19 protein-coding genes are annotated in these 22469 nt (G+C 69.2%); 7 read left to right on the top strand and 12 right to left on the bottom strand.

Going from position 1 to position 22469, the window contains the following annotated elements:
• Positions 1 to 45 precede the first annotated feature (45 nt).
• Positions 46 to 1941, top strand: coding sequence for a GAF domain-containing protein (locus ABZU72_RS07330; protein ID WP_355018199.1), 1896 nt, complete (start codon positions 46 to 48; stop codon positions 1939 to 1941).
• A 7-nt stretch (positions 1942 to 1948) separates the two neighbouring features.
• Here the strand turns inward: ABZU72_RS07330 and ABZU72_RS07325 are convergent, their stop codons facing one another.
• The 5 genes from ABZU72_RS07325 to ABZU72_RS07305 are packed head-to-tail and all read right to left on the bottom strand — an operon-like array spanning position 1949 to position 6596.
• Positions 1949 to 2947 (bottom strand): branched-chain amino acid ABC transporter permease, encoded by a 999-nt coding sequence (locus ABZU72_RS07325; protein ID WP_355018198.1) that lies wholly within the window; start codon positions 2945 to 2947, stop codon positions 1949 to 1951.
• A complete protein-coding gene (locus ABZU72_RS07320) occupies positions 2944 to 3816 on the bottom strand; it encodes a branched-chain amino acid ABC transporter permease (RefSeq protein WP_355018197.1) in 873 nt (290 codons plus the stop codon). Before ABZU72_RS07320 ends, ABZU72_RS07325 begins: the two co-directional genes overlap by 4 nt.
• Before the next feature lie 23 nt (positions 3817 to 3839).
• Entirely contained in the window at positions 3840 to 5087 is a 1248-nt protein-coding gene (locus tag ABZU72_RS07315; RefSeq protein WP_355018196.1) for an ABC transporter substrate-binding protein, read from the bottom strand.
• Positions 5088 to 5137: 50 nt separating this feature from the next.
• Positions 5138 to 5830: an ABC transporter ATP-binding protein gene (locus ABZU72_RS07310; RefSeq protein WP_355018195.1), complete on the bottom strand. Its 693-nt coding sequence runs from the start codon at positions 5828 to 5830 to the stop codon at positions 5138 to 5140.
• Positions 5823 to 6596 (bottom strand): ABC transporter ATP-binding protein, encoded by a 774-nt coding sequence (locus tag ABZU72_RS07305; protein WP_355018194.1) that lies wholly within the window; start codon positions 6594 to 6596, stop codon positions 5823 to 5825. The genes ABZU72_RS07310 and ABZU72_RS07305 overlap by 8 nt, the downstream gene beginning before the upstream one ends.
• A gap of 189 nt (positions 6597 to 6785) precedes the next feature.
• Between ABZU72_RS07305 and ABZU72_RS07300 the strand changes: the two genes are divergently transcribed.
• Together ABZU72_RS07300 and ABZU72_RS07295 are read left to right on the top strand one after the other, a co-directional pair.
• Positions 6786 to 8453 carry a tannase/feruloyl esterase family alpha/beta hydrolase gene (locus ABZU72_RS07300; protein WP_355018193.1) on the top strand — a complete coding sequence of 556 codons (1668 nt, stop codon included), beginning with the start codon at positions 6786 to 6788 and terminating at the stop codon, positions 8451 to 8453.
• Positions 8454 to 8507: 54 nt separating this feature from the next.
• On the top strand, positions 8508 to 10007 hold the full coding sequence (locus ABZU72_RS07295; protein WP_355018192.1) for an amino acid permease: 1500 nt from the start codon (positions 8508 to 8510) through the stop codon (positions 10005 to 10007).
• 63 nt (positions 10008 to 10070) lie between these two features.
• Here ABZU72_RS07295 and ABZU72_RS07290 read toward each other — a convergent pair whose 3' ends face one another.
• Complete coding sequence (locus ABZU72_RS07290) at positions 10071 to 11033, bottom strand: DUF5937 family protein (RefSeq protein ID WP_355018191.1); 963 nt, start codon at positions 11031 to 11033, stop codon at positions 10071 to 10073.
• 56 nt (positions 11034 to 11089) lie between these two features.
• Here ABZU72_RS07290 and ABZU72_RS07285 point away from each other — a divergent pair, with 56 nt between their 5' ends.
• Positions 11090 to 12355, top strand: a complete 1266-nt coding sequence (locus ABZU72_RS07285) for an MFS transporter (RefSeq protein WP_355018190.1) — start codon at positions 11090 to 11092, stop codon at positions 12353 to 12355.
• Here the strand turns inward: ABZU72_RS07285 and ABZU72_RS07280 are convergent.
• Positions 12316 to 13056, bottom strand: coding sequence for a hemolysin III family protein (locus ABZU72_RS07280; protein ID WP_355018189.1), 741 nt, complete (start codon positions 13054 to 13056; stop codon positions 12316 to 12318). The two genes, ABZU72_RS07285 and ABZU72_RS07280, sit on opposite strands and share 40 nt — an antisense overlap.
• Before the next feature lie 88 nt (positions 13057 to 13144).
• Here ABZU72_RS07280 and ABZU72_RS07275 point away from each other — a divergent pair, with 88 nt between their 5' ends.
• From ABZU72_RS07275 to ABZU72_RS07265, 3 genes are all read left to right on the top strand, one after another.
• Entirely contained in the window at positions 13145 to 13921 is a 777-nt protein-coding gene (locus tag ABZU72_RS07275; RefSeq protein WP_355018188.1) for an isoprenyl transferase, read from the top strand.
• A 312-nt stretch (positions 13922 to 14233) separates the two neighbouring features.
• On the top strand, positions 14234 to 15628 hold the full coding sequence (locus ABZU72_RS07270; protein ID WP_355018187.1) for a PhoH family protein: 1395 nt from the start codon (positions 14234 to 14236) through the stop codon (positions 15626 to 15628).
• Positions 15629 to 15830: 202 nt separating this feature from the next.
• Positions 15831 to 16541 carry a lytic transglycosylase domain-containing protein gene (locus tag ABZU72_RS07265; RefSeq protein ID WP_355018186.1) on the top strand — a complete coding sequence of 237 codons (711 nt, stop codon included), beginning with the start codon at positions 15831 to 15833 and terminating at the stop codon, positions 16539 to 16541.
• Between the two features lie 74 nt (positions 16542 to 16615).
• Here the strand turns inward: ABZU72_RS07265 and ABZU72_RS07260 are convergent, their stop codons facing one another.
• From ABZU72_RS07260 to ABZU72_RS07240, 5 genes are all read right to left on the bottom strand, one after another.
• Complete coding sequence (locus ABZU72_RS07260; RefSeq protein WP_355018185.1) at positions 16616 to 17599, bottom strand: mucin-2 protein; 984 nt, start codon at positions 17597 to 17599, stop codon at positions 16616 to 16618.
• Positions 17600 to 17899: 300 nt separating this feature from the next.
• Positions 17900 to 18622, bottom strand: coding sequence for a mucin-2 protein (locus ABZU72_RS07255; RefSeq protein ID WP_355018184.1), 723 nt, complete (start codon positions 18620 to 18622; stop codon positions 17900 to 17902).
• Positions 18623 to 19041: 419 nt separating this feature from the next.
• Entirely contained in the window at positions 19042 to 20202 is a 1161-nt protein-coding gene (dusB, locus tag ABZU72_RS07250; protein WP_355018183.1) for a tRNA dihydrouridine synthase DusB, read from the bottom strand.
• A 42-nt stretch (positions 20203 to 20244) separates the two neighbouring features.
• A complete protein-coding gene (locus ABZU72_RS07245; protein WP_355018182.1) occupies positions 20245 to 20928 on the bottom strand; it encodes a hypothetical protein in 684 nt (227 codons plus the stop codon).
• Positions 20929 to 21022: 94 nt separating this feature from the next.
• Positions 21023 to 22423 (bottom strand): glycine--tRNA ligase, encoded by a 1401-nt coding sequence (locus ABZU72_RS07240; protein WP_091048619.1) that lies wholly within the window; start codon positions 22421 to 22423, stop codon positions 21023 to 21025.
• Positions 22424 to 22469 lie beyond the last annotated feature (46 nt).

Raw genomic sequence — 22469 nt, 5'->3', positions numbered from 1 at the left:
TGATCCCCTATGTCGGTGCGCGCGTAGAAGTGTAACTTCGGTCACATGACGGTCGATGTGGTCGCGTTCCTGGAGCTGCTGGCCGGGGATGCCGCGGAGGCCGACTTCGAAGGGCCGTCGCGGGCCGCGCGAGCGGCGGGGGCGACCGCCGGGGAGCAGGAGCGGATCGACTACGCCAAGAGGCTCGCGCTGGAGGTCAGGGCGACCCTGGAGGCGCGCCGCCGTCGCGAGGGTGAGCTGGGGGCGCTGTTCGAGTCGGCCAACGACCTGGCGATGCTGACCAACCTGGAGGCGGTGCTGCAGGCGATCGTGACCCGGGCGAGGCAGCTGCTCAACAGCGACGTCGCCTACCTGACCCTCAACGACGAGCGTCGGGGCGAGTACATGCGGGTGACCGAGGGCATCCTGACCGCGGCCTTCCGCTCGACCCGAATCCCCTACGGAATCGGGCTCGGCGGCCTCGTCGCCCAGACCATGAAGCCCTACTCGACCGCCGACTACATCCCCGACGAGCGGTTCCGGCACGCCCCCGACATCGACGGCGCGGTCAGCGGCGAGGGCATCCGCGCGATCATCGGGGTGCCCCTCCTGCTCGGCACCCAGGTCATCGGCGTCCTCTTCGCGGCGAACAGGACCGTACGTCCCTTCGGTGCCGAGGCGAGCGCGCTGCTCGTCTCCCTGGCGGCCCACGCGGCGATCGCCGTGGACAAGGCCCGGCTGCTGGAGGAGACCCGCGCCGCGGTCGCCGAGCTCGAGGTGACCACCCGCAAGCTGCAGACGCGCAACGAGACGGTCGAGCGCGCCGCCGACGCCCACGACCGGCTCACCCGGATCGTCGTCGAGGGCGGTGGAGTCGACGATGTCGTACGCAGCGTCGCCGAGGTCCTCGGCGCCCGGGTTGTCGTGCTCGACCTCGACGGCGAGACGATCGCGAGCAGCGCCCCGGGCGAGCCCGTCTCCGACTACGAAGCCGCCGTGACCAGGCGCAGCCTCGACCTGAGCCGCACCGCCGGCAGCGGCGACATCTACGCCACCCCGGTCCTCGCCGGCGCCGAGCAGCTCGGCTCGATGCTCCTCGGCCCCCGCGAGGTCGACCGCGACGACGGGGATCTGGACGACGGCGACCAGCGGATCCTGGAGCGGGCGGCGCTGGTGACGGCGCTGCTGCTGCTCTTCCGCCGCAGCGTCGCCGAGGCCGAGGGACGCGTACGCGGCGAGCTCCTCGACGAGCTCCTCTCCGGCACCACTCCTGACCCGGAGACGCTCCGAGAGCGTGGCCGGCTGCTGCAGGCGGATCTGTCCCGGCCCTATGCCGTGGTGGTGGCGAACGTCCCCGGGGACCGAGCCCGGGTCGGTCAGGCGGCCACGTTCGTCGCCGCCACCCACGACGGGTTCGCGGCGGTGCGGCAGGGACAGGTCGTGCTGATCTTCCCCGACTGCGACGCCCGCGCCGCCGGCGAGCTGGTCGTCGAGGGGCTGCGGCTGTCCGCGGGCGCGCCGGTGACGGTCGGCGCTGCCGGCCCGGTGCCGGGACCGCTGAGCAGTCCCGATGCCGTGGTGAAGGGCTACGACGAGGCCCGCCGCTGTCTGGCCGCCGCGATGACCCTCGGGCGCGAGGGCCAGGTGGTCACCGCCGAGGACCTCGGCTTCGTGGGGCTGCTGCTCGGCTCCGACGGCCACCCGGCGGCGTACGTCACCTCGCGGCTGGGTCCGGTGATCGACTACGACACCGCGAAGGGGTCGAAGCTGGTGGAGACCCTGCGGGCCTACTTCGCCGCCGACCGCAACCTCACCCGCACCGCCGGCGCCCTGCACGTGCACGTCAACACCGTCACCCAGCGTCTGGAGCGGGTCACCCGGCTGCTGGGCAAGGGCTGGCAGCAGCCGGAGCGCCAGCTCGAGGTGCAGCTGGCCCTCCGGCTCCATCAGCTGGTCGCCTAGAGCAGGCTCAGGAACGACGACGGGTCAGCCAGAGGTGGCGGGCGGTGCCCCAGATGCCGCGACGGAAGAGCAGCACCACGGTCACGAACACGGCGCCGGTGACGATCCCGATCCCGTCGAACCCGGACGAGGCCAGGTAGTCGGCGAGCATCACGATCAGCCCGGCGCCGATGACGCCGCCCCACAGGGTGCCGATCCCGCCGAGCACGGTCATCAGGACGACCTCGCCGGACGTGGCCCAGTGCAGCTCGGGCAGTGCGACGAAGCCGTGCGAGACGGCGAAGACGCCGCCGGCGAGCCCGGAGAGCCCGGCCGAGAGCACGAAGACGATCAGCTTGTAGCGCTCGACGTCGTAGCCCAGCGCCCGGGCACGCGGTGCGTTGTCGCGGATCGCGACCAGCACCCGCCCGAAGGGGGAGTGGACGATCCGCCAGGCCGCCAACATCCCGAGCAGGATGATCGGCAGCGCCGCGTAGTAGAAGAAGAACGAGTCGGTCTCGACGGCCTCGATCCCGAAGAAGGAGCGCGGCACGCCCTGGAGCCCGTTCTCACCTCCGGTGAGCGAGGAGGCCTGGTTGGCGACGAAGAAGAGCATCTGCGCGAAGGCGAGGGTGACCATCGCGAAGTAGATTCCCGACCGCTTCACCGACAGGTAGCCGATCGGCACCGCCAGGAGCATCGCGAAGAGCGCCCCGCCGAGGACCGCCACGGGGAACGGCACCCCGAGGTGGATCGCGATCAGCCCGGTGGCATAGGCGGATCCGCCCCAGAACGCGGCATGGCCGAACGAGAGCAGCCCGCAGTAGCCCAGCAGCAGGTCGAGGGCCACCGCGAAGAGCGCCCATGCGGCGATGTCCATCGCCACCGGCGGGTAGACGAACCACGGCAGCGCCAACGCGGCCACCAGCCCCACCGCCAGCAGGACCAGTCGCTGCCACGGGCGCGCTCCCGCGATCGCCGCATGCTGCTCGGTGACGCTCGCACCGGCCGTTGCGATCGACGTCATGCCGTCGCCTCCTCTCGGCCGAAGAGCCCGGCCGGCCGGGCCAGGACGACCACGGCCATCAGCACGAAGATGAGCACCTGCGAGAACGTCGGCGCGTACGCCTGCCCGAAGGCCTCCACGAGCCCGACCAGGAACCCGCCGACGACGGCGCCCACGATCGAGCCGAGCCCGCCGATCACCACGACCGCGAACAGGATGATGATGAAGTCGCTGCCCATCTCGGCGGTGATCGCCCGGAACGGTGCCGCCAGCACCCCGGCCAGACCGGCGAGCGCGACCCCGAAGCCGAACACCGGCGTCACCCAGCGCCCGACGTTGATCCCGAGCGCACCGGCGAGCTCGGGCCGCTCGGTCGCGGCGCGGACGATCATGCCCACCCGCGTACGCGTCATCAGCAGCCAGACGCCGAGGCAGACGAGCAGCGCGACACCGATCACGAAGAGCTGGTAGATCGGCAGCCCGACCCCGGCCAGCTCGACCCGTCCGTCGAGCGCGGCCGGGCGCTCGTAGGGCAGACCGCTCACGCCGTAGCGGCGCTTGACGAGGTCGACCAGCAGGAGGGTCAACCCGAAGGTGAGCAGCAGGTTGTAGAGCGGGTCGAGCGGCAGCAGCCACTGCACCAGCAGCCGCTCGACCAGCATCCCGAAGACCAGCATCAGCAGCGGCACCACGATCAGCGCCAGCCACAGGCTCATCCCGACGGTGTCCAGGAGCACCGCGGCGGCGACCGCTCCCAGCATGTAGAAGGCGCCGTGGGCGAAGTTGACCACGCCCAGCACCCCGAAGATGACGGCCAGGCCGAGCGCGGCCAGCGCGTAGAAGCTGCCGGCCGCGAGCCCTTGGACGGTGTACTGCAGAACCGCGTTCATACCAATCCCTCTAGACCTCGCGCCTACATCGAGCAGCCGGACTCAGCTGCCGGGCGGAACGCCTCCTCGGCCGGGATGGTCTTGATGATCTCCTCGTAGTCCCAGTCCTCCTTGACGTCGTCCGGTCCCTTGACCCGGGCCAGGTAGACGTCGTGGATGACCCGGTGGTCCTCGGCGCGGATCTCGCCGTTGCGCAGGAACATGTCCTCGACCTTCTTGCCCTCGAGCTCCTCGACGATCTTGTCGGCGTCGTCTGTGCCGGCCGCCTGGACCGCCTCGAGATACTGCGTCGCCGCCGAGTAGTTGCCCGCGTGGGCGTACGTCGGCCGGTCGCCGGTCTCCTCCATGAAGCGGTCGGCCCACTCGCGGGACTTCTCGTCGAGGTTCCAGTACCAGGCGTCGGTGAAGATCGTGCCCTCGAACGCCTCGACGCCGAGCGAGTGGATGTCGGAGATGAACATCAGCCCGACGGCCAGGTCGATGCCCTGGTCCTTGAGCCCGGACTCGTTGTACTGCTTGACCAGGTTGATCAGGTCGCCACCGGCGTGCATGGTGCCGATGACCTGCGGCTTCGCGGCTCCCGCCTTGGTGATGTACGTCGCGAAGTTGTCGTTCGGGAACGGCGTCGCGATCGTGCCGGCGACCTCGCCGCCGCCGGCCTCGATGGCGCCGGTGAACGACTTCACCATGTCTTGGCCGAAGGCGTAGTCGGGGTAGATCAGCTGCCAGTTCTTGCCACCCTCCTCGGTCACGACGGTGCCGGTGCCGTTGGCCAGCATCCAGGTGTCGTAGGCGTAGTGGAAGGTGTACTTGTTGCACTGTGCGCCGGTCAGCTCGGTCGTGGCTGCGCCGACGTTCATGTAGAGCTTCTTCTTGTTCTTCGCCTGCGTCGCGACCGCCAGCGCGGCCGACGAGGTCGGCACGTCCAGGATCACGTCGGCGCCCTCGCGGTCGTAGAGCTCCTGGGCCTTGGTGTTGGCGATGTCCGGCTCGTTCTGGTGATCGGCCGAGGTCACCTCGATGTCGTCGACGACGGCCTCGTCGCCGTACTTCTCCTGGTAGTCGTCGATCGCCATCTGGATCGCGATCTTCGAGTTGGGGCCGGAGACGTCCTTGTAGACACCGGAGGCGTCGTTGAGCAGGGCGAGGACCACCTTGTCGTCGGTGAAGTCGCCTCCGCTCGCGCTCGGTCCGCCGGCACCGCAGCCTGCGGTGACCAGGACACCTGCCATCAGTATCGAGGCGCCGGCAGCTGTGCGTCGCTTGTTCATCGTGTCTCTCCTCGTGGGGTAGGGCTGTGCTCGATCTCTGGGGACGTACGTCAGATCCCGAGGTGTTCGAGTAGCTCGTCCTGACGTTCGACGAACTCGTCGTTGTCGAGGCTCTCGACCAGGCGGCCCTGGGCGAGCAGGTAGTGGCGGTCGGCGACGGTGGCGGCGAAACGTACGTTCTGCTCGATCAGGAGCACGCCGATCCCGGACTGCTTCGCGGTCCGCACGATGTCGCCGATCTGGGCGACGATGACGGGAGCGAGCCCTTCGGAGGGCTCGTCGAGCAGGAGCAGGCGGGCGCCGGTGCGGAGCACGCGGGCGACGGCGAGCATCTGCTGCTCGCCGCCCGAGAGCGTCGTCCCGCCTGCGCGCCGGCGGCTGCCGAGAGCCGGGAAGGCGTCGTAGACCTGCTCCAGCGTCCACGCCGAGTCCGAGACCTTCGGCGGTAGCAGGAGGTTCTCCTCCACGCTCAGGTTGGCGAAGATGCCGCGGTCGTCCTGCACCCAGCCGAGCCCCGCGCGCGCCCGCTTGTGCGCGGGCAGCGAGGTGATCTCGCGGCCGTCGAGCCGGATCGATCCGGTCAGGTGCTTGTGGAGGCCCATCAGGCAGCGTACGAGCGTGGTCTTGCCGGCGCCGTTGCGGCCGACGAGGGTGACGACCTCTCCCTCGCCAACGCTCAGGGTGGCCTCGCGCAGAGCCTGCGCCTCGCCGTACCACGCGCTCAGTTTCTCTATCTCAAGCACTGTGGGCCTCTCCGAGGTAGGCGGTGATGACGCGCGGGTCGGCGCGCACCTCGTCGTAGGGCCCCTCGGCGAGCACCGCACCCTGCTGCAGGACGGTGACCCGGTCGGCGAGGTGGGCGACGACGTGCATGTTGTGGTCGACGAAGACGACCGTGCGGCCCTCGGCGATGCGCCGGACGAGCTCGATGGTGCGGTCGACGTCCTCGATGCCCATCCCCGCCGTCGGCTCGTCGAGGAGCAGCAGCCGGGGCTCGACGGCGAGGACGAGAGCGAGCTCGAGCGCCCGCTTCTGTCCGTACGCCATCAGCCCGGTCGGCTTGTCGGCCAGCTCGGTCAGGCCGACCTCGGCCAGCAGCCGGTCGACCTCCTCGCGGCGGCGCCCGAGCAGCTTCTCCGAGCGCCAGAACTTCAGCCCCTGGTTGGTCAATCCCTGGAGCGCGATCTCGACGTGCTCGCGTGGGGTGAGGTTCTCGAAGAGGCTGGTGATCTGGAAGGAGCGGGCCACCCCGTGACGAGTGATCCGCTCCGGTGCCATCCCGGTGACGTCGTCACCGAAGACCGTGACCCGTCCGCCGGTGGGCTTGAGGAACCCGGTCAGCAGGTTGAACAGGGTCGTCTTGCCGGCGCCGTTGGGGCCGACGAGCGCGTGAACGGTGCCCTCGGCGACCTCCAGGTCGACGGAGCTGACCGCGCGGAAGCCGCGGAAGTCCTTGGTGAGACCCTCGGTCCGTAGTGCGCACCTCGGCGCCGGTGTGGTGCTCGTCACAGGGGCGACGCTAGGGAAGTGGTGAGACGTACGCCATAGGGGTTCGGGACACACTGGACCCATCCGTTGTGTGGCTCGTCCCCATGCCAGCCTTTCGGCGCTCCACTCTCGGCTGGCCACATCTCGCGCACCGGAGTTGTGTGCGGCGGCCACATGGCGCAGGTCACACCGCGTCGCGATCCTGGAGCAATGGCCCCCACCCTCGTACGCAGCTTCCTGACCGTCGGCTCCGCGCTCGCCCTCGCCGCCGCGGCCCTGGTCGCCGGTCAGACGCCCGCGTCTGCCGCCCCGTCCACGGCCGTCGACTGCGAGTCGTTGGTCGGGCTGAGGATCCCCGCCCACCGCATCGGCCTGCCGACCACCGGCGCAGAGGTCACCGCGACGACGTCGATGCCGGCCTCCGGGACCGGCCCGACCGCGTTGCCGGCCTATTGCCGCGCCGACATCGCGATCCACCCGGTCGTCCCGGCCGCCCCGGACATCCGGATGGGTCTGGCCCTGCCGCAGGGGTGGAACGGGAAGTCGATGATGTTCGGTGGTGGCGGCTACAACGGCACCGTCCCCAACCTCGCCCAGAACGTGCCCTTCGGGCCGGTCGACCAACGCACCCCGCTCGGCCGCGGCTACGCCACCTACGCCAGCGACTCCGGCCATCAGGCAGACACCACCCGCCACCCGATCGCCAGCCTGGACGGCTGGTTCGGCCAGAACGACGAGGCGGTGCGCAACTTCTCCGGTGACGCGCTCAAGAAGGTGCACGACACCGCCACGTACGTGATCAAGAAGTCCTTCGGCCGTGCGCCGGGCACGACCTACTTCGCCGGCGGCTCGACCGGTGGCCGGGAGGCCCTGGCGGTCGCGCAGCGCTGGCCGCGCGACTTCGACGGGGTGATCTCCGCGTACCCCGCCTGGAACGCCGCCACCCTCGACCTCTTCTTCGGCCGGATCACCCACGAGTTCGGCAAGCCCGGTGCGTTCCCGTCGAAGACGCAGCAGGACCTCGTCGCGCAGCGGGTGCTGGCCGCCTGCGACGGCGGCGACGGGCTCGCGGACGGAGTGATCTCCGACGAGGCCGGCTGCGACTTCGATCCGGAGACGCTGCTGTGCGGCGAGGGCGAGACGCCCGGAGACACCTGCCTCTCCCGCGAGCAGGTGGACGCGGTGGTGGCCGCCGACAGCAGCTGGCGGCTGCCCTACCGGGTGGCGAGCGGGGAGTGGGGCTACCCCGGGTTCCCGGTGCTGTCCGGGGCACGGATGTCGACGCCGGTCCTCGGCTTCGGCACCACCGCGCCGGCCGACCCGATGTCGGTGACCGCCGGCTACGGTATGCAGTTCTGGAACCAGTGGGCCAAGTACTTCGTCGCCCGCGACCCGCAGATCAGCCCCTTCGCGATCGACCCGGCCGCGCCGGGGAAGTGGCAGCGCCGGATCAGCGAGCTGACTGCGCTCCAGGACGTCAACGACGCCGACCTGCGCCCGTTCGCCCGCTCCGGCGGCAGGTTGATCATGGTCCACGGGGCCGCCGACGAGCTGGTCAGCCACCGCTCCACGATCGACTACTACCAGCGCGTCCAGCGGGTGATGGGCAAGCGGGCGACCGAGGCGTTCTCCCGGTTCTATCTGGTGCCCGGAGCCAACCACGCCAACTTCGCCCCGGTCGCCTTCTCCGCCTCTTACGACTCGCTCACGGCCCTGGAGAAGTGGGCCGAGCGGGGCGTCGCGCCGGGCGAGAACCAGGTGGTCGCCGACGGCAACGCCGGAGCCGGCCGAACCCGCCCGTTGTGCGAATGGCCGGCCTGGCCCGCGTACGTCGGTGGCCCCGCCTCGGAGGCGAGCAGCTTCCGGTGCGACGGATAAAGGTTTGCCCCCCGACCTATCGAGTCCACCGATCGAGATGGTTTGCTATCCCTCATGTCTGTTTGGCGCACCAAATCCATCGAGCAGTCCCTTGCCGATGCCGAGACCCCGGAGTTCAAGCTCAAAAGGCGGCTCACTTCGGTTGACCTGACCGTCTTCGGGATCGGCGTCATCATCGGAGCGGGAATCTTCACCCTGACCGGTAGAGCCGCGGCCGAGTACGCCGGACCGGGTGTGGTCTTCTCCTTCATCATCGCCGCGATCTGCTGTGGCCTGGCGGCGCTGTGCTACGCCGAGTTCGCCTCGACCGTGCCGGTGTCGGGGTCGGCGTACACCTTCTCCTACGCCACCCTCGGCGAGATGCTCGCCTGGATCATCGGCTGGGACCTGATCCTGGAGATGGTGCTCGGTGCGTCCGTGGTCGCGCAGGGCTGGAGCAGCTATCTGGTGACGTTCCTCGAGGAGATCGGCCTCGGCTGGCCCGAAGGCTATGGGCCGGATGCCAACGCCGACTTCGGTCAGCCCAACCTGGCTGCGCTGCTGCTCGTGATCGTCCTGGTGGGCCTGATCACGATCGGCATCAAGGAGTCGCTGCGGGTCAACCTCGCGCTGGTCGCTGTCAAGCTGTTCATCGTCCTGTTCGTCATCGTCGCCGGCATGTTCTACGTCTCCGGCTCCAACTACGACCCGTTCATCCCCGAGCGCGCCGGTTCCGTCAGCGGTGAGGGCATCCACCAGCCGTTGATCCAGTGGGCCTTCGGCCTCGAGCCGCAGACCTTCGGCGTCCTCGGCATCATCTCCGCCGCGTCCGTCGTCTTCTTCGCCTACATCGGCTTCGACGTGGTCGCCACGACCGCGGAGGAGGCCAAGAACCCCCAGCGTGACCTGCCCCGCGGCATCATCGGCTCGCTGGTGATCTGCACGATCCTCTACGTCGCCGTCGCCCTGGTCATCACCGGCATGGTGAAGTACGACCAGATCGATACCGAGGCCGCGCTCGCCACCGCGTTCCGCGACGTCGGCCGCGGCGGTTTCGCGACCCTGATCTCGGCGGGCGCCGTAGCCGGTCTGACCACCGTCGTGATGACGCTGATGATCGGCGCCATCCGGGTCGTCTTCGCGATGAGCCGCGACGGTCTGTTCCCGGTGAGGTTCGCCCACGTCAACCCGAAGACCGGCACCCCGGTCCGGATCACCCTCACCATCGGTGCCTTCGTCGCGATCGTGGCCACCTTCACCCCGATCGGCAAGCTCGAGGAGATGGTCAACATCGGCACCCTGACCGCGTTCGCGCTGGTCTCGATCGCCGTACCGATCCTGCGCAAGCGTCGCCCGGACCTGCCGCGCTCCTTCAAGGTGCCGTTCAGCCCGGTGCTGCCGATCGTGGCCGCGCTGATCTGCATCTACCTGACCCTCAACCTGAGCGTCGAGACCTGGCTGCGGTTCCTGGTGTGGATGGCGATCGGCTTCGCCATCTACTTCCTCTACGGCTACCGCAACTCGCGGGTCGGCAAGGGCGGCGACGACAATGTCGTCGAGCCGCTGCACATGTGAGGCTCTCCTAGACGAGAAGGGGCGCGGGGCCGGTGGCCGCGCGCCCCTTTCGTCGTCTCGATGTCACCCGACGGCGTCGACCAGACGATCGCCCAGGTCGGAACGGAGGTAGAGCACCGATCGGCCGTGGCGGGCCGAGGTCAGCAGTCCGGCTGCGCGCATCGCTCGCAGATGCTGGTTGACGGCCGTAGGGGTCACCCCGAGGCGTACGGCCAGCTCGGTCGACGAGGCCGGAGCCGCCAGCAGGGTGAGGAGTCCGGAGCGGGTCTCGCCGATGAGGTCGCGCAGCGCGCGCGGCGCCTGCGGCCGGTCGCTGGTCCACAGCGTGCCGAGGCCGCGTGCCGGGTAGAACATGACCGGCGGCTCCTCGGGCGAGATCGGCGTCGACGGGTTGCGGGTGAACAGGGTGGGCACCAGGGTGAGCCCGTCGCCCGCGGTCGTACGCCGGTAGTCGACCTTCGACGTGATGAGCCGGATCGTGAGGAGATCGTCGGCCAGGGTCACCCGGGGCGAGATGTCGGCGAACATCGACGCCATGCCGGAGTGCACGATCGTCCGGCCGCGATGGACGATGTCGGCCTCCAGCACCGCTCGCATCCGCTGCCAGTGCGGTTCGAAGCAGGCGTCCCAGTAGCCTCGGAGGGCGGTGAGGACGCGGCGCAGCACCACCTGCGGGCGTCCGCTGAGGACCGCAGGCTGGCTGCCGTCGAAGTGGACCGCGGCGAGGTCGGTGCGTACGCGGTCCGGAGGGGTCGCCGCGATCACCTCGACCTCGTCCTCGAGCCGGGCGAGCGGGTTGCGCGGTCGCGGGTTGAGGAAGTCGGGTGTCCAGAGGCGCTCGTTGGTCAGCGCCAGCAGGGTCTCCCGATCCAGGTCCGCGGTGGCGACCGTGCGCAGCCAAGGCAGGTGGAGCGGGAAGCGGCCGGGGTCGCGCAGCGCTCGCAACGAGAGGGTGAGCTCGTTGAGCGGCGAGATGGCGAACCGGACCTCGCTCAGATCGGGACCGGCCAGCTCGTACCTGATCATGAAGCAATACGCTACATCGTTAGCGCGCGCGGGCGCGGGGTGCGACAACTGGACCCGTGATCCGACCTCCCAGCGACCCGGTCGAGCGTCCGCTCGTCGGTGCCGTCGCCGCCCTCTCCCTCGCACGTGGCATGTTCTTCGCGGTCAGCGCGCTCTACTTCACCCGCACGATCGGCCTCTCGGCGGTGACCGTCGGCATCGGCCTGACCGTCGCCGGCGCCGTCGGTGTCGTGGCGACGTACGCAGGCGGGCGGCTCAGCGACCGGTGGGGCGCCGACCGGGTGCAGCTGTGGGCGATGGCGAGCTACGGCATCGCCCTGCTCGCCTACGCGCTGGCGCGTGACGTCGCCGCGTTCGTGCTGGTCGCGACGTGGGTCTCGGCCTCGCGAGGCTTCCAGTCGAGCGCCCAGTCGACGCTGGTCGCGCGCTGGTTCGACGGCCCCGACCGGGTCGCCGTACGTGCCCGGCTGCGCGTGGTCATGAACGTGATGATCGGCGTGGGCACCCTGCTCGCCGCACTGGCGCTCGCGGTCGACACCGGCGCCGCCTATCGCGCCACGATGGTGCTCGTCGGGGTGCTCACCACGCTCGCGGCGGTGCCGCTCATCGGGCTCAGGCGCCGGGTCGCCGCCCTGGCCGCGTGCATGGACGCCGGCTCCGGGCCGACGGTGGCCGCGGGACCCTCACCGCTGCGCGACCGCACCTATGTGACCGCGACCGTGCTCAGCGGCGTGATGGCGATCCACTTCGGGGTGACCTCGATCGGGGTGCCGCTGTGGGTGGCCGACCACACCGACGCGCCGACGGTCCTGGTCTCACTTCTCCTGGTGGTGAACACCGTCTACGTCGCGCTCTTCCAGGTGCGGGCCTCGCGCGGCACCCACGACATCGCCACGGCGGGCCGGGCCGTGAGAGGTGCCGGGTTCCTGCTGCTCGCCGCCTGCATCCTCTTCGCGGGAGCGGCCTATACGGGCCCGGTGTTCGCCACGTGCCTGTTGTTGCTCGCCGCACTGGCCGCCTCGGCGGCCGAGACGCGTGGCGAGGCGGGCAGCTGGGGGCTGGCCTTCGAGCTCGCCGACCAGGAGCGGGCCGGCGCCTACCAGGGCGTGAGCCAGATGGGCTACGCGCTGGCGCACATGCTCGCGCCGCTGGTGGTGACCGCCACCGCGATCGACCACGGCACCGGTGGCTGGATGGTGCTGGGCGCGCTCTTCGCCGTCACCGGCATCCTTACCGCGGTGCTCGCCCGGCACGCGGCCGCGGCGCGCGCCGGGGATCAGGCTCAGCGCAGCGAGTACGTCGCCAGCGAGACGCCCGTGTAATGCGCGACGAATGCCAGGATCGTGAAGGTGTGGAAGACCTCGTGGAAGCCGAACCAGCGCGGCCAGGGGTTGGGGCGCTTGAAGCCGTAGATGACGCCGCCGGCGGTGTAGAGGGCGCCGCCGACACAGATCAGCGTGAAGGTCGCGATCCCGATGCCGAGGCCGAGCGCCACGGCTCCGGTGAAGAACGACGGGATGAAGAAGATCGCCGCCCAGCCGAGCGCGATGTAGTTGGGGACGTACAGCCAACGCGGGGCGTCGTTCCAGAACACCCGGAACAGCACACCGAGGATCGCGCCGGTCCACACGACCGAGAGCAGCACGACCTGCGTGGCGCCGTCGAGGAGGAGCAGCGAGAACGGCGTGTAGGAGCCGGCGATCATCAGCATGATGTTCGCGTGGTCCCAGCGCTTCATGATCGTGAACCAGCGCTCGTTCCAGCGGCCGAGCGCGTTGACCCGGTGGTAGACGGCGGAGACGGTGAAGAGCAGCAGGGCGGCCATGGTGAACACTGCCGCGCCGACCCGCGGCGCTCCCGCGGGCGCCAGCACGATGAGGACGATGCCGGCCGCGAGCGTGAGTGGTGCGGTGGCCAGATGGATCCAGCCGCGCAGCTTCGGGAGGGCCTCGTGAACGCTCGAGGAGACCGAGTCGGTGATCGTGCCGACCTTGAGGCGCATCGCGTCTGTCATCTCACTCATAGCGGCCAAGACTATCGGCTCGACCTGAAGACCGGGTGAACCCTGTCCCGCTGGGAGATGTGGGCACGGCGCCGATACCCTTCTGCACGTGGCAGACTGGAAGGAAGGCGTACGTCGGGTTCTCTACCCGGCCTACGAGGCGCGGATGCTCCGCAAGATCGATTCCTCCAAGCTGCCCAAGCACGTCGGGGTGATGCTCGACGGCAACCGTCGCTGGGCCAAGGAGGTCGGCCAGTCGACCGCCCACGGCCACCGGGCCGGCGCGGCCAACATCGAGCCGCTGCTCACCTGGTGCGACGAGATCGGCATCGAGGTGGTCACCCTGTGGCTGCTCTCCACCGACAACCTCAACCGCCCCGCCGACGAGCTGGCACCGCTCCTCGAGATCATCGCCGACGCGGTGGACTCGCTCGCGGACGTACGCCGCTGGCGGCTGCACCCGGTCGGCGCGCTCGACCTCCTGCCCGACTGGCTGTCCCAGCGTCTCAAGGCCGCCGAGGAGGCGACCCGGGACGTCGACGGGATGCTGGTCAACGTCGCGGTCGGCTACGGCGGCCGCCGCGAGATCGCCGATGCCGTACGCGCCCTGCTCAACGAGCACGCCACCCGCGGCACCTCGCTGGAGGAGCTCGCCCAGATCATCGACGTCGAGCACATCGCCGACCACCTCTATACCAAGGGCCAGCCCGACCCCGACCTGGTGATCCGTACGTCGGGGGAGCAGCGTCTGGGCGGATTCCTGCTCTGGCAGAGCGCGAAGTCGGAGTTCTACTTCTGCGAGGCCTACTGGCCCGACTTCCGCCGCACGGACTTCCTGCGGGCCCTGCGGGCCTACGCCCACCGCGAGCGTCGGCTCGGAAGGTGACCGCTGTCCTGACCACTGGCCGGAACAATTCGGTGGTGTCACCAGGAGTTCACAAAGAAAAATCGTTCGTGTTGCCACGGACCGTTGGTTCGGCGTCGTAGCGTTGTACCAACGGCGGGGAACAAATTCCCGTCGCACCTGGAGGCCCGTTACGTGAGTAGTCACGAACCGAACCTGCGTCAGGATCTCATCGATCCCGACGGGTGTGAGGCGGTCGGCACCCCGACTGACGGTCCACCGTCCGGTCCATCTGATTAGTGATGAAATGACCGGACTCATGGGTGTATGAGCCGGTCGCGAGAGGTGATCCGCGTGGCCAACCCAACCACGAACGAGCATGTCACCGAGGTCGATACGTCGGCCGCTCCGACACCGGCGTCGGAGTCTTCGCCCTCCGAGAGCGAGGCGCCTTCAGCGCGGACGTTCGTTCTCGACACCAGCGTCCTGCTCTCGGATCCGAAGGCCATGACGCGCTTCGCCGAGCACCAGGTCGTGCTCCCGGTGGTGGTGATCACCGAGCTGGAGGGCAAGCGGCACCATCCGGAGCTGGGCTACTTCGCCCGCTCCGCACTCCGGCAGCTCGACGGGCTGCGGATCACTCACGGCCGCCTGGACACCGCGGTCCCGGTCGGCGAGGAGGGCGGCACCATCCGTGTCGAGCTCAACCACACCGACCCGTCCTCGCTGCCGAGCGGATTCCGGCTCGGGGACAACGACACCCGGATCCTCGCGGTCGCGCGCAACCTGAAGGGTGACGGGCTCGACGTCACCCTGGTCTCCAAGGACCTGCCGATGCGGATCAAGGCGTCCGCGGTCGGGCTCAAGGCCGAGGACTACCGCGGTGAGCGGATCAACGACTCCGACCCGGGTTACTCCGGGATGGCCGAGCTGGACGTCGCCGCCGCGGCCCTCGACGAGCTCTACGACGACGGCGTCCTCGAGCTCGACACGGCCCGCGACCTGCCCTGCCACACCGGTCTGGTGCTGATGTCGGACCGCGGCACCGCGCTGGGCCGGGTCGGCCCCGACAAGCAGGTCCACCTCGTCCGCGGCGACCGGGAGGTCTTCGGGATCCACGGCCGCTCCGCGGAGCAGCGGATCGCGCTCGAGATGCTGCTCGACCCCGAGGTCGGCATCGTCTCCCTCGGTGGCCGGGCCGGCACCGGGAAGTCGGCGCTGGCGCTGTGCGCGGGCCTGGAGGCGGTCATGGAGCGCAACCAGCACAAGAAGGTGCTGATCTTCCGCCCGCTCTTCGCCGTCGGTGGCCAGGAGCTCGGCTACCTCCCTGGGACCGAGGGCGAGAAGATGTCGCCGTGGGGCCAGGCGGTCTTCGACACGCTCTCCGCGATCACCACGCAGGACGTGATCGACGAGATCATCGACCGGGGCATGCTGGAGGTGCTGCCGCTGACCCACATCCGCGGCCGGTCGCTGCACGACTCGTTCGTGATCGTCGACGAGGCGCAGTCGCTGGAGCGCAACGTGCTTCTGACGGTGCTCTCCCGCATCGGCGCCAACTCGAAGGTCGTGCTCACCCACGACGTCGCCCAGCGCGACAACCTCCGGGTCGGACGCCACGACGGCGTGGTCGCGGTGATCGAGAAGCTGAAGGGCCACCCGCTCTTCTCCCACGTCACCCTGACCCGCTCCGAGCGCTCGCCGATCGCCGCGCTGGTCACCGAGATGCTGGAGAACGTGGTGCCGTAGTCCTTCTGCCGTAATCCTTGTCACGTCAACGGCCCCGGACCTGAAAGGTCTGGGGCCGTTGTGATTTCTGTGACTCATGTTACGGAAGTGATGCTCAGGACGGTCATTTCTGACCTACAAACGGTGCGTCCGGTTTGATACGAGGTTGGTGCTCATGCATTGTTTGCGGGTCTGCAATGCCTCAGCCCCCGAATGAGAGCCCGTGACCAAGCCAGTTCATCGTGCCCCGCGACATCGCGGTGCGCCAGCGAATCCGCTTGTCGACGTTCCGCACAAGGCTGCGCGTACGACCGCCAAGACAACCCTCCTCCTCTCCGTCCTCGCCCTCGGCGGGACCGGCGCCGCAGTCGCAGGCGGGGTGGCCTACTCCGGGCCAGCCACCGACGACCCGACGCTGAGCGCGGGTGAGTCGGCCGCTGCCGACATCCCCGAGCTCACCGACGCTCAGCGCGCCGCCATCGAGGCCGAGTCCGCCGCGCGCGGCGGAGAGACCTCCCTGTCGCGTTCGGCCGGTGACCGCCGAGAGGTCGCCGACCCCGGCAAGCAGGCCGCGCTGTCGGCCGGCAACGACGTACGGGCCATCGCCGGCGTCGAAGAGATCGAGATCGATCTGCGCAACCCCAAGGACATCGCCAAGTCGATGCTCGGCGACTTCGGCTGGGGGATGGACCAGTTCTCCTGCCTCGAGCCGCTCTGGGAGAAGGAGTCGGGCTGGAACCACACCGCCGCCAACCCCTCCTCCAGCGCGTACGGCATCCCGCAGGCCCTCCCCGGCTCCAAGATGGCCTCCGCCGGCGACGACTGGGAGACCAACCCCGCCACCCAGATCGAGTGGGGCCTCGGCTACATCAACGACCGCTACGGTTCCCCCTGCGGCGCCTGGGGCCACTCCCAGTCCGTCGGCTGGTACTGAGCAGAGGCCGAGTCGGCTCAACCTGACACCAAATCACGTCGAGTCGGCGCGTCATGACGCGCCGACTCGGCGATTCAGTTGACGGCTACGTGCACGTGGTCGTAGTGGTTGGCCGTGGGGTCGCCGCGGTCCTCCATCGGGCGCCAGCCCTCGTCGGCTCGGACCGGGGTCCAGATGCGCTGGTACCAGATGATGTCGTAGATGTTCAGCGCCCCGGCGTGCTCCTGGACGAAGGCGGCGATGGCGTCGCCGAGCTCCTTGTCGTCGGTCATGAAGTCGAGCGCCTTGCCGTTGATGTGCTCGCCGTGCGGGTCGTAGCCGTACGTGGTGCCGGACGCGACCGCGGGGAAGGCGTTGCAGACGGCGCGGTAGAGGTCGACCGCGTCGGAGACCAGGCCGTCCTCGACCGAGGAGTCACCGCAGGCCGAGAAGTCGAGGCCTGCCGGGGCGTCCTCGGACGGCGTCGGGGAGGGGGTCGGCGTGGGAGTGGGCTCGGGCGGGGGTTCGGGCTTGGTCTTGCCGAGGTTGCCCTCGGGGATCCACACCGGGTTGCCCTCCAGGACGATCTCCTGGCGGCCACCCTCGTCGCGGCCGGTGTAGTAGACCGCGCGTCCGAGCTTCAGCTCGCCGAGCTCCTTGGCGCGCTTTCCGTAGGAGGCGTAGACGGTGACGTCGTCCTGTACGTAGCGCAGCACCGCCTTCTGGGCACCGCCGCTGACCGACGTCGGCCGCTCGATCAGCGACTCGATCGTGGCGACCTCGCTCAGGGCGTTGGTCGCCGCCTCTCCCCCACGCTCGCCGCTGCGGCTGACCGTCGTCTCCCGGCCGGTGACCTCGCGGCGGTCGTTCGACATCCGGGTGTCCTCCCGGGTCGTCGGCAGCGCCGGAATCTTCGCCGCCGCCTTGGCCTCGGCCTCGATGCGCCGATCGGCCAGTGACGGCAGCCGGAGTCCGGACTTCTCCTCCACCTCGGAGATCACGACGCCGGGGTTCGCCGCGGCCGCCCCGGCGGCCATCGCACCGCTGGTCGCGAACGTCACGATCCCTGCGGTCGCCACGGCATTCTTGGTTCTACGGACAGCTCGATAATCGCCTCTGTGGCTGGTGGCCACTGCGCAATCCTTCGCTCGACAATGTGGGGGTATCGCCCGAGAACGCCCTTTGCCACTTCCGCTGAAGCTGGGTCGTGAGCCCGGGCACAGCGCCTGAGTCAAGCACACACCTGCGGGGGTATCCCACGATGGGTCGGAGACTTTTGCGAAGTTGTTGATCTTCCGACCGACCGAAAACGCAGGTCGGCCCGGGCTTCGAGAGCCCGGGCCGACCTGTCGTCGAGACCAGTCGCGTCAGTTGTCGCGTCAGTTCGTGGAGACGTGCACGTGGTCGTAGTGGTTGGCGGTGGCGGACCCGCGGTCCTCCATGTAGCGCCACCCCTCCGAGGCACGCACCGGCGTCCAGATCCGCTGGTACCAGATGATGTCGTAGAGGTTGAGCTCCGCTGCGTGCTGCTGCAGGTAGGCGGCGATCGAGTCGCCGAGCGCCTTGTCGGAGAGCATGAAGTCGAGCGCCTTGCCCGAGGAGTGCTCACCGTGACCGTCCCAACCGCCGACGGTCATGGACTCGACCTCGGGGAAGGCGTTGCAGACCGCGCGGTAGACGGTGACCGCGTCGGAGACCAGACCGCTCTCGACCGAGGGGTCACCGCATGCGGCCGTGCTGACGCCGGCTGCGACACCGGTCTCCTCGGGCTTCTCGTCGACGAGGTGACCGGTGGTCACCCAGGCGACCTCGCCGTCGACGAGGATCTCGTCGCGGCCGGACTCGGTGCGGCCGGTCGCGTAGACCAGCTCGCCGGCCTCGATCTCACCGGACTGGGTGGCGTGCTTGCCGTAGGCGGACCAGAGGTTGAGCGTCTCCTCGGTCCAGCGCTTGACCGCCTTGGCCGTGCCGGTCTCGACCTGCTCGGGTCCCTTGGTCAGCGTCTCGACCGAGGAGACCGACTCGCGGTCGCCTCCGTCACGGCTGACGACGGTCTCGCGACGGTCGCCGGCGACGCGCGCGTCGTCACGAGTGCTCGGCACGTTGGCCTTGGACGAGGAGACGGATGCGCCTGCGTTCTTAGCGATCAGGGTGGAGGTTGGCTCCGCGAAAGCGGCTCCAGCGCCGACTGCGGCGCCTGTCGCGAGAACCGCGACCCCTGCGCTGACAACTATGGATTTGGTCTTACGGACGGCCCGAGTGTCGCCTCTGTGGCTGCCGGCCACACGCAATCCTTTGCTCGACTACATGGTCTGTGCCCGAGTTTTTCCCACGGTTTCAACGGATGAAACCCGTCGAGGGTTGTGCTGGTGGGGGCTCGGCACGGCAATGAGTACAACACACACGACAGGGGGTATTCCAATTCCCTTACCGAGTTTTTGCGTAGTTTTGTACCTGTCGAGCGACTGATTCCGAAGGCTGAAAACGCCCCTCAGGACCCATCCGAACGGGCCCTGGAGCCTCAGCCGCCGGAGGTCTCCGACACGTTCTCGGCGAACCCGCAGCCGCGTCCGTCGGCGTCGTCGAGCCACCCCTCCGGAAGGACCACCTTGTCCCGCGGCGCACCCTGGCGCCCACGGGGCGCACCCAGCTGTGACGAGGGGAAAGGCTCGTTCCGGTCGAGCTTGGCGAGCATCTCGTCAAGGTCCTGGAGGCTGTTCACCAGGCCGAGGGTCCGGCGCAGCTCACCACCGGCGCCGAAGCCCTTGAGGTACCACGCGATGTGCTTGCGGATCTCCTTGCAGCCACGCTCCTCCCCCATGTGCTCGCAGAGCAGCTCGGCATGGCGCCGCATGATGTCGGTCACTTCGCCGAGATTCGGCAGAACATTGACCGTCTCACCGGCGAATGCGGCCGCGAGGTCGCGGAAGAGCCAGGGGCGTCCGAGGCAGCCGCGGCCGATGACGACACCGTCGACACCGGTCTCCTCGACCATCCGGATCGCGTCGGCCGCCTCCCAGAGGTCGCCGTTGCCGAGCACCGGGATGTCGACCGAGGCCTTGAGCTCGGCGATCGCGTCCCAGTCGGCGGTGCCGGAGTACGCCTGGGCGACCGTACGCCCGTGCAGCGCGATCGCGGCGGCGCCGCTCTCCTGGGCGATCCGGCCGGCGTCCATGTAGGTCAGGTGGGCGTCGTCGATGCCCTTGCGGGTCTTCATCGTCACCGGTACGCCGTAGGGCTCCGCCGCGCGTACGGCATGCTCCAGGATCTCGCCGAGCAGACCGCGCTTGTAGGGAAGCGCTCCCCCGCCGCCCTTGCGCGTCACCTTGGGCACCGGGCAGCCGAAGTTGAGGTCGACGTGCGCCACGCCGTAGTCGGCGCAGAGGATCTCGGTCGCCTTGCCGACGTAGACCGGGTCGGTGCCGTAGAGCTGCACGCTGCGTACGGTCTCGGCCTCGTCGAAGACGAGCATGTCCTTGGTGTGCTGGTCACCCTCCACCAGGCCGCGCGAGGTGATCATCTCGCAGACGTAGAGGCCGGCACCCTGCTCGGCGCACAGGCGCCGGAAGGCGGCGTTGGTGACACCGGCCATCGGCGCGAGCACCACAGGGGTGTCGACGGTCAGGTTGCCGAGCTTGAGACCTCCGGAGACGGGCGCAGTAAGGACGGACATGCCCTCCATTGTCCGGCCAGCGGCGTGCCGTACGAAATCAAGCGGTCGGTGTCAAGAGGTCGGCGAGGCGGACGGCGATCCAGAAGGCTTGGGCGCCACGTACGGCGTCGGCTCGCTCTCCCAGGTGATCGGGTCGAACTCCTCATAGGGCCGGAAGCTCACGCCGACGAGCTTGCCCTGGTCGGGGACGAGCATGACCAGGCAGGCGTTGACGCTGGCGCCGGGCGCGAACGGCTTGGGGAACGTCTTGCCGTCACAGGGCTTGAACGGCTCCTTGAACGCGGCCGCCTCGACCAGGCTGCCCCGGTCGTCGAGACCCCACAGCGGTACGTCGTAGCCACCGAGGTCGGCCTTGCCGTCGTTCTTGACGGTGGCGCGTACGAAGTAGGGAGCGCGGGCCAGCGTCGCCTCGTCGAGCTTCCAGCCGGAGAAGGTCTGCTTGTAGGAGGTCGACTCGAGCTTGGTGACGGTGATCGACAGCTTGCCGTCGACACCCTCCTTGGGCGTCCACTCGACGGTCGCGGTCTCACCCAGCTCGCGGTCGGCACCGGGCTCGGTGAGCGCCCCGGCAGAGGGCGAGGCCGACGCCGAGGGTGACGCGGAGGCCGAGGCGGATGCGCTCTCGGACGGCTTGGGCGCGTTCGTCCTCGGCGCGGTGCCGCTGCACCCCATCACTGACATGGCCAAGACCGCACCCGTGACGGATGCGGCGAGTACGGACCCCGCTCGTTGCATGGGGACATCCTGCCGCACGCTTCTCCAGATCGCGCAGCAGGACGCCCCCTGCAAGGTTTACGAGGTGGTAACGGCCCGGCGGTGAAGTACTGCCTCAGGCGCCGATCAGACGCTCGGCGAAGTAGCGGCTCACGCCCTCGAGCGGGATCCGCTCCTGCTTCATGGTGTCGCGCTCGCGGATGGTGACCGCGTTGTCCTCGAGGGTGTCGAAGTCGACGGTGACGCAGTACGGCGTGCCGATCTCGTCCTGGCGGCGGTAGCGCTTGCCGATCGACTGGGAGTCGTCGAAGTCGACGGCCCAGTTGGCGCGCAGCTCGGCCGAGAGCGCCTTCGCCTTCGGCGAGAGCGCCTCGTTGCGGCTGAGCGGGAGCACGGCGATCTTGACCGGCGCGACCCGGTGGTCGAGACGGAGCACGACCCGCTTGTCGACACCGCCCTTGGCGTTGGGGGCCTCCTCCTCGGCGTACGCGTCGACGAGGAAGGTCATCAGGGCGCGGGTCAGACCGGCCGCGGGCTCGATGACGTAGGGCAGGTAGCGCTCGTTGTTGGCCTGGTCGAAGTACTGCAGGTCCTGGCCGGAGTGCTTCATGTGGGTGCCGAGGTCGAAGTCGGTGCGGTTGGCGACGCCCTCGAGCTCGCCCCACTCGCTACCGGGGAAGTTGAAGCGGTACTCGATGTCGACGGTGCGCTTGGAGTAGTGGCTCAGCTTCTCCTGGGCGTGCTCGTAGTGGCGCAGGTTGTCGGGGTTGATGCCGAGGTCGGTGTACCACCGGGTGCGCTCGTCGATCCAGTACTGGTGCCACTCCTCGTCCTCGCCCGGCTTGACGAAGAACTCCATCTCCATCTGCTCGAACTCGCGGGTGCGGAAGATGAAGTTGCCCGGCGTGATCTCGTTGCGGAAGCTCTTGCCGGTCTGGGCGATGCCGAACGGGGGCTTCTGGCGGGTCGAGGTGACCACGTTGGCGAAGTTGACGAAGATGCCCTGCGCGGTCTCGGGACGCAGGTAGTGCAGGCCCGACTCGTCCTCGAGGACACCGAGGTGGGTCTTGAGCATGCCGGAGAACTCACGCGGCTCGGTCCAGGCGCCACGGGTGCCGCAGTTCGGGCAGGCGACGACCTCGTTGATGACGACGGTGTCGGGGTCCTCGATGCCCTTCTTCTCCGCGTACTCCTCCTGGAGGTGGTCGAAGCGGTAGCGCTTGTGGCACGACTGGCACTCGACCAGCGGGTCGTTGAAGGTCTCGACGTGGCCGGAGGCGACCCAGGTCTGGCGCGGCAGGATGATGCTCGAGTCGAGGCCGACGACGTCGTCGCGCTGCTGGACCATCGCCTTCCACCACTGGCGCTTGATGTTCTCCTTGAGCTCGACACCGAGGGGGCCGTAGTCCCAGGCACTCCGGGTGCCGCCGTAGATCTCGCCGCTGGGGAAGACGAATCCGCGCCGCTTGGCGAGGGAGACGACGAGGTCAAGGGTCGATGCTGGCGGCTTTGCCACGATGAATGCTCTCTGCTCGAGGTGAGCCCGGCCGGCTGCCGGGCCT

The organism is Nocardioides sp. NPDC004968 (assembly GCF_040608935.1).
In the GTDB taxonomy this organism is placed as follows: domain Bacteria; phylum Actinomycetota; class Actinomycetes; order Propionibacteriales; family Nocardioidaceae; genus Nocardioides.
Note: the sequence above shows the minus strand (reverse complement) of the source record. Positions and strands in the feature narration are given on the sequence as shown.

Bases quoted from the DNA above. Each gene is read 5' to 3' on its own strand.
- ABZU72_RS07330 (WP_355018199.1), top strand. From the start codon at position 46: ATGACGGTCGATGTGGTCGCGTTCCTGGAGCTGCTGGCCGGGGATGCC.
- ABZU72_RS07325 (WP_355018198.1), bottom strand. From the start codon at position 2,947: ATGACGTCGATCGCAACGGCCGGTGCGAGCGTCACCGAGCAGCATGCG.
- ABZU72_RS07320 (WP_355018197.1), bottom strand. From the start codon at position 3,816: ATGAACGCGGTTCTGCAGTACACCGTCCAAGGGCTCGCGGCCGGCAGC.
- ABZU72_RS07315 (WP_355018196.1), bottom strand. From the start codon at position 5,087: ATGAACAAGCGACGCACAGCTGCCGGCGCCTCGATACTGATGGCAGGT.
- ABZU72_RS07300 (WP_355018193.1), top strand. From the start codon at position 6,786: ATGGCCCCCACCCTCGTACGCAGCTTCCTGACCGTCGGCTCCGCGCTC.
- ABZU72_RS07295 (WP_355018192.1), top strand. From the start codon at position 8,508: ATGTCTGTTTGGCGCACCAAATCCATCGAGCAGTCCCTTGCCGATGCC.
- ABZU72_RS07290 (WP_355018191.1), bottom strand. From the start codon at position 11,033: ATGATCAGGTACGAGCTGGCCGGTCCCGATCTGAGCGAGGTCCGGTTC.
- ABZU72_RS07280 (WP_355018189.1), bottom strand. From the start codon at position 13,056: ATGAGTGAGATGACAGACGCGATGCGCCTCAAGGTCGGCACGATCACC.
- dusB (WP_355018183.1), bottom strand. From the start codon at position 20,202: ATGGAGGGCATGTCCGTCCTTACTGCGCCCGTCTCCGGAGGTCTCAAG.
- ABZU72_RS07245 (WP_355018182.1), bottom strand. From the start codon at position 20,928: ATGCAACGAGCGGGGTCCGTACTCGCCGCATCCGTCACGGGTGCGGTC.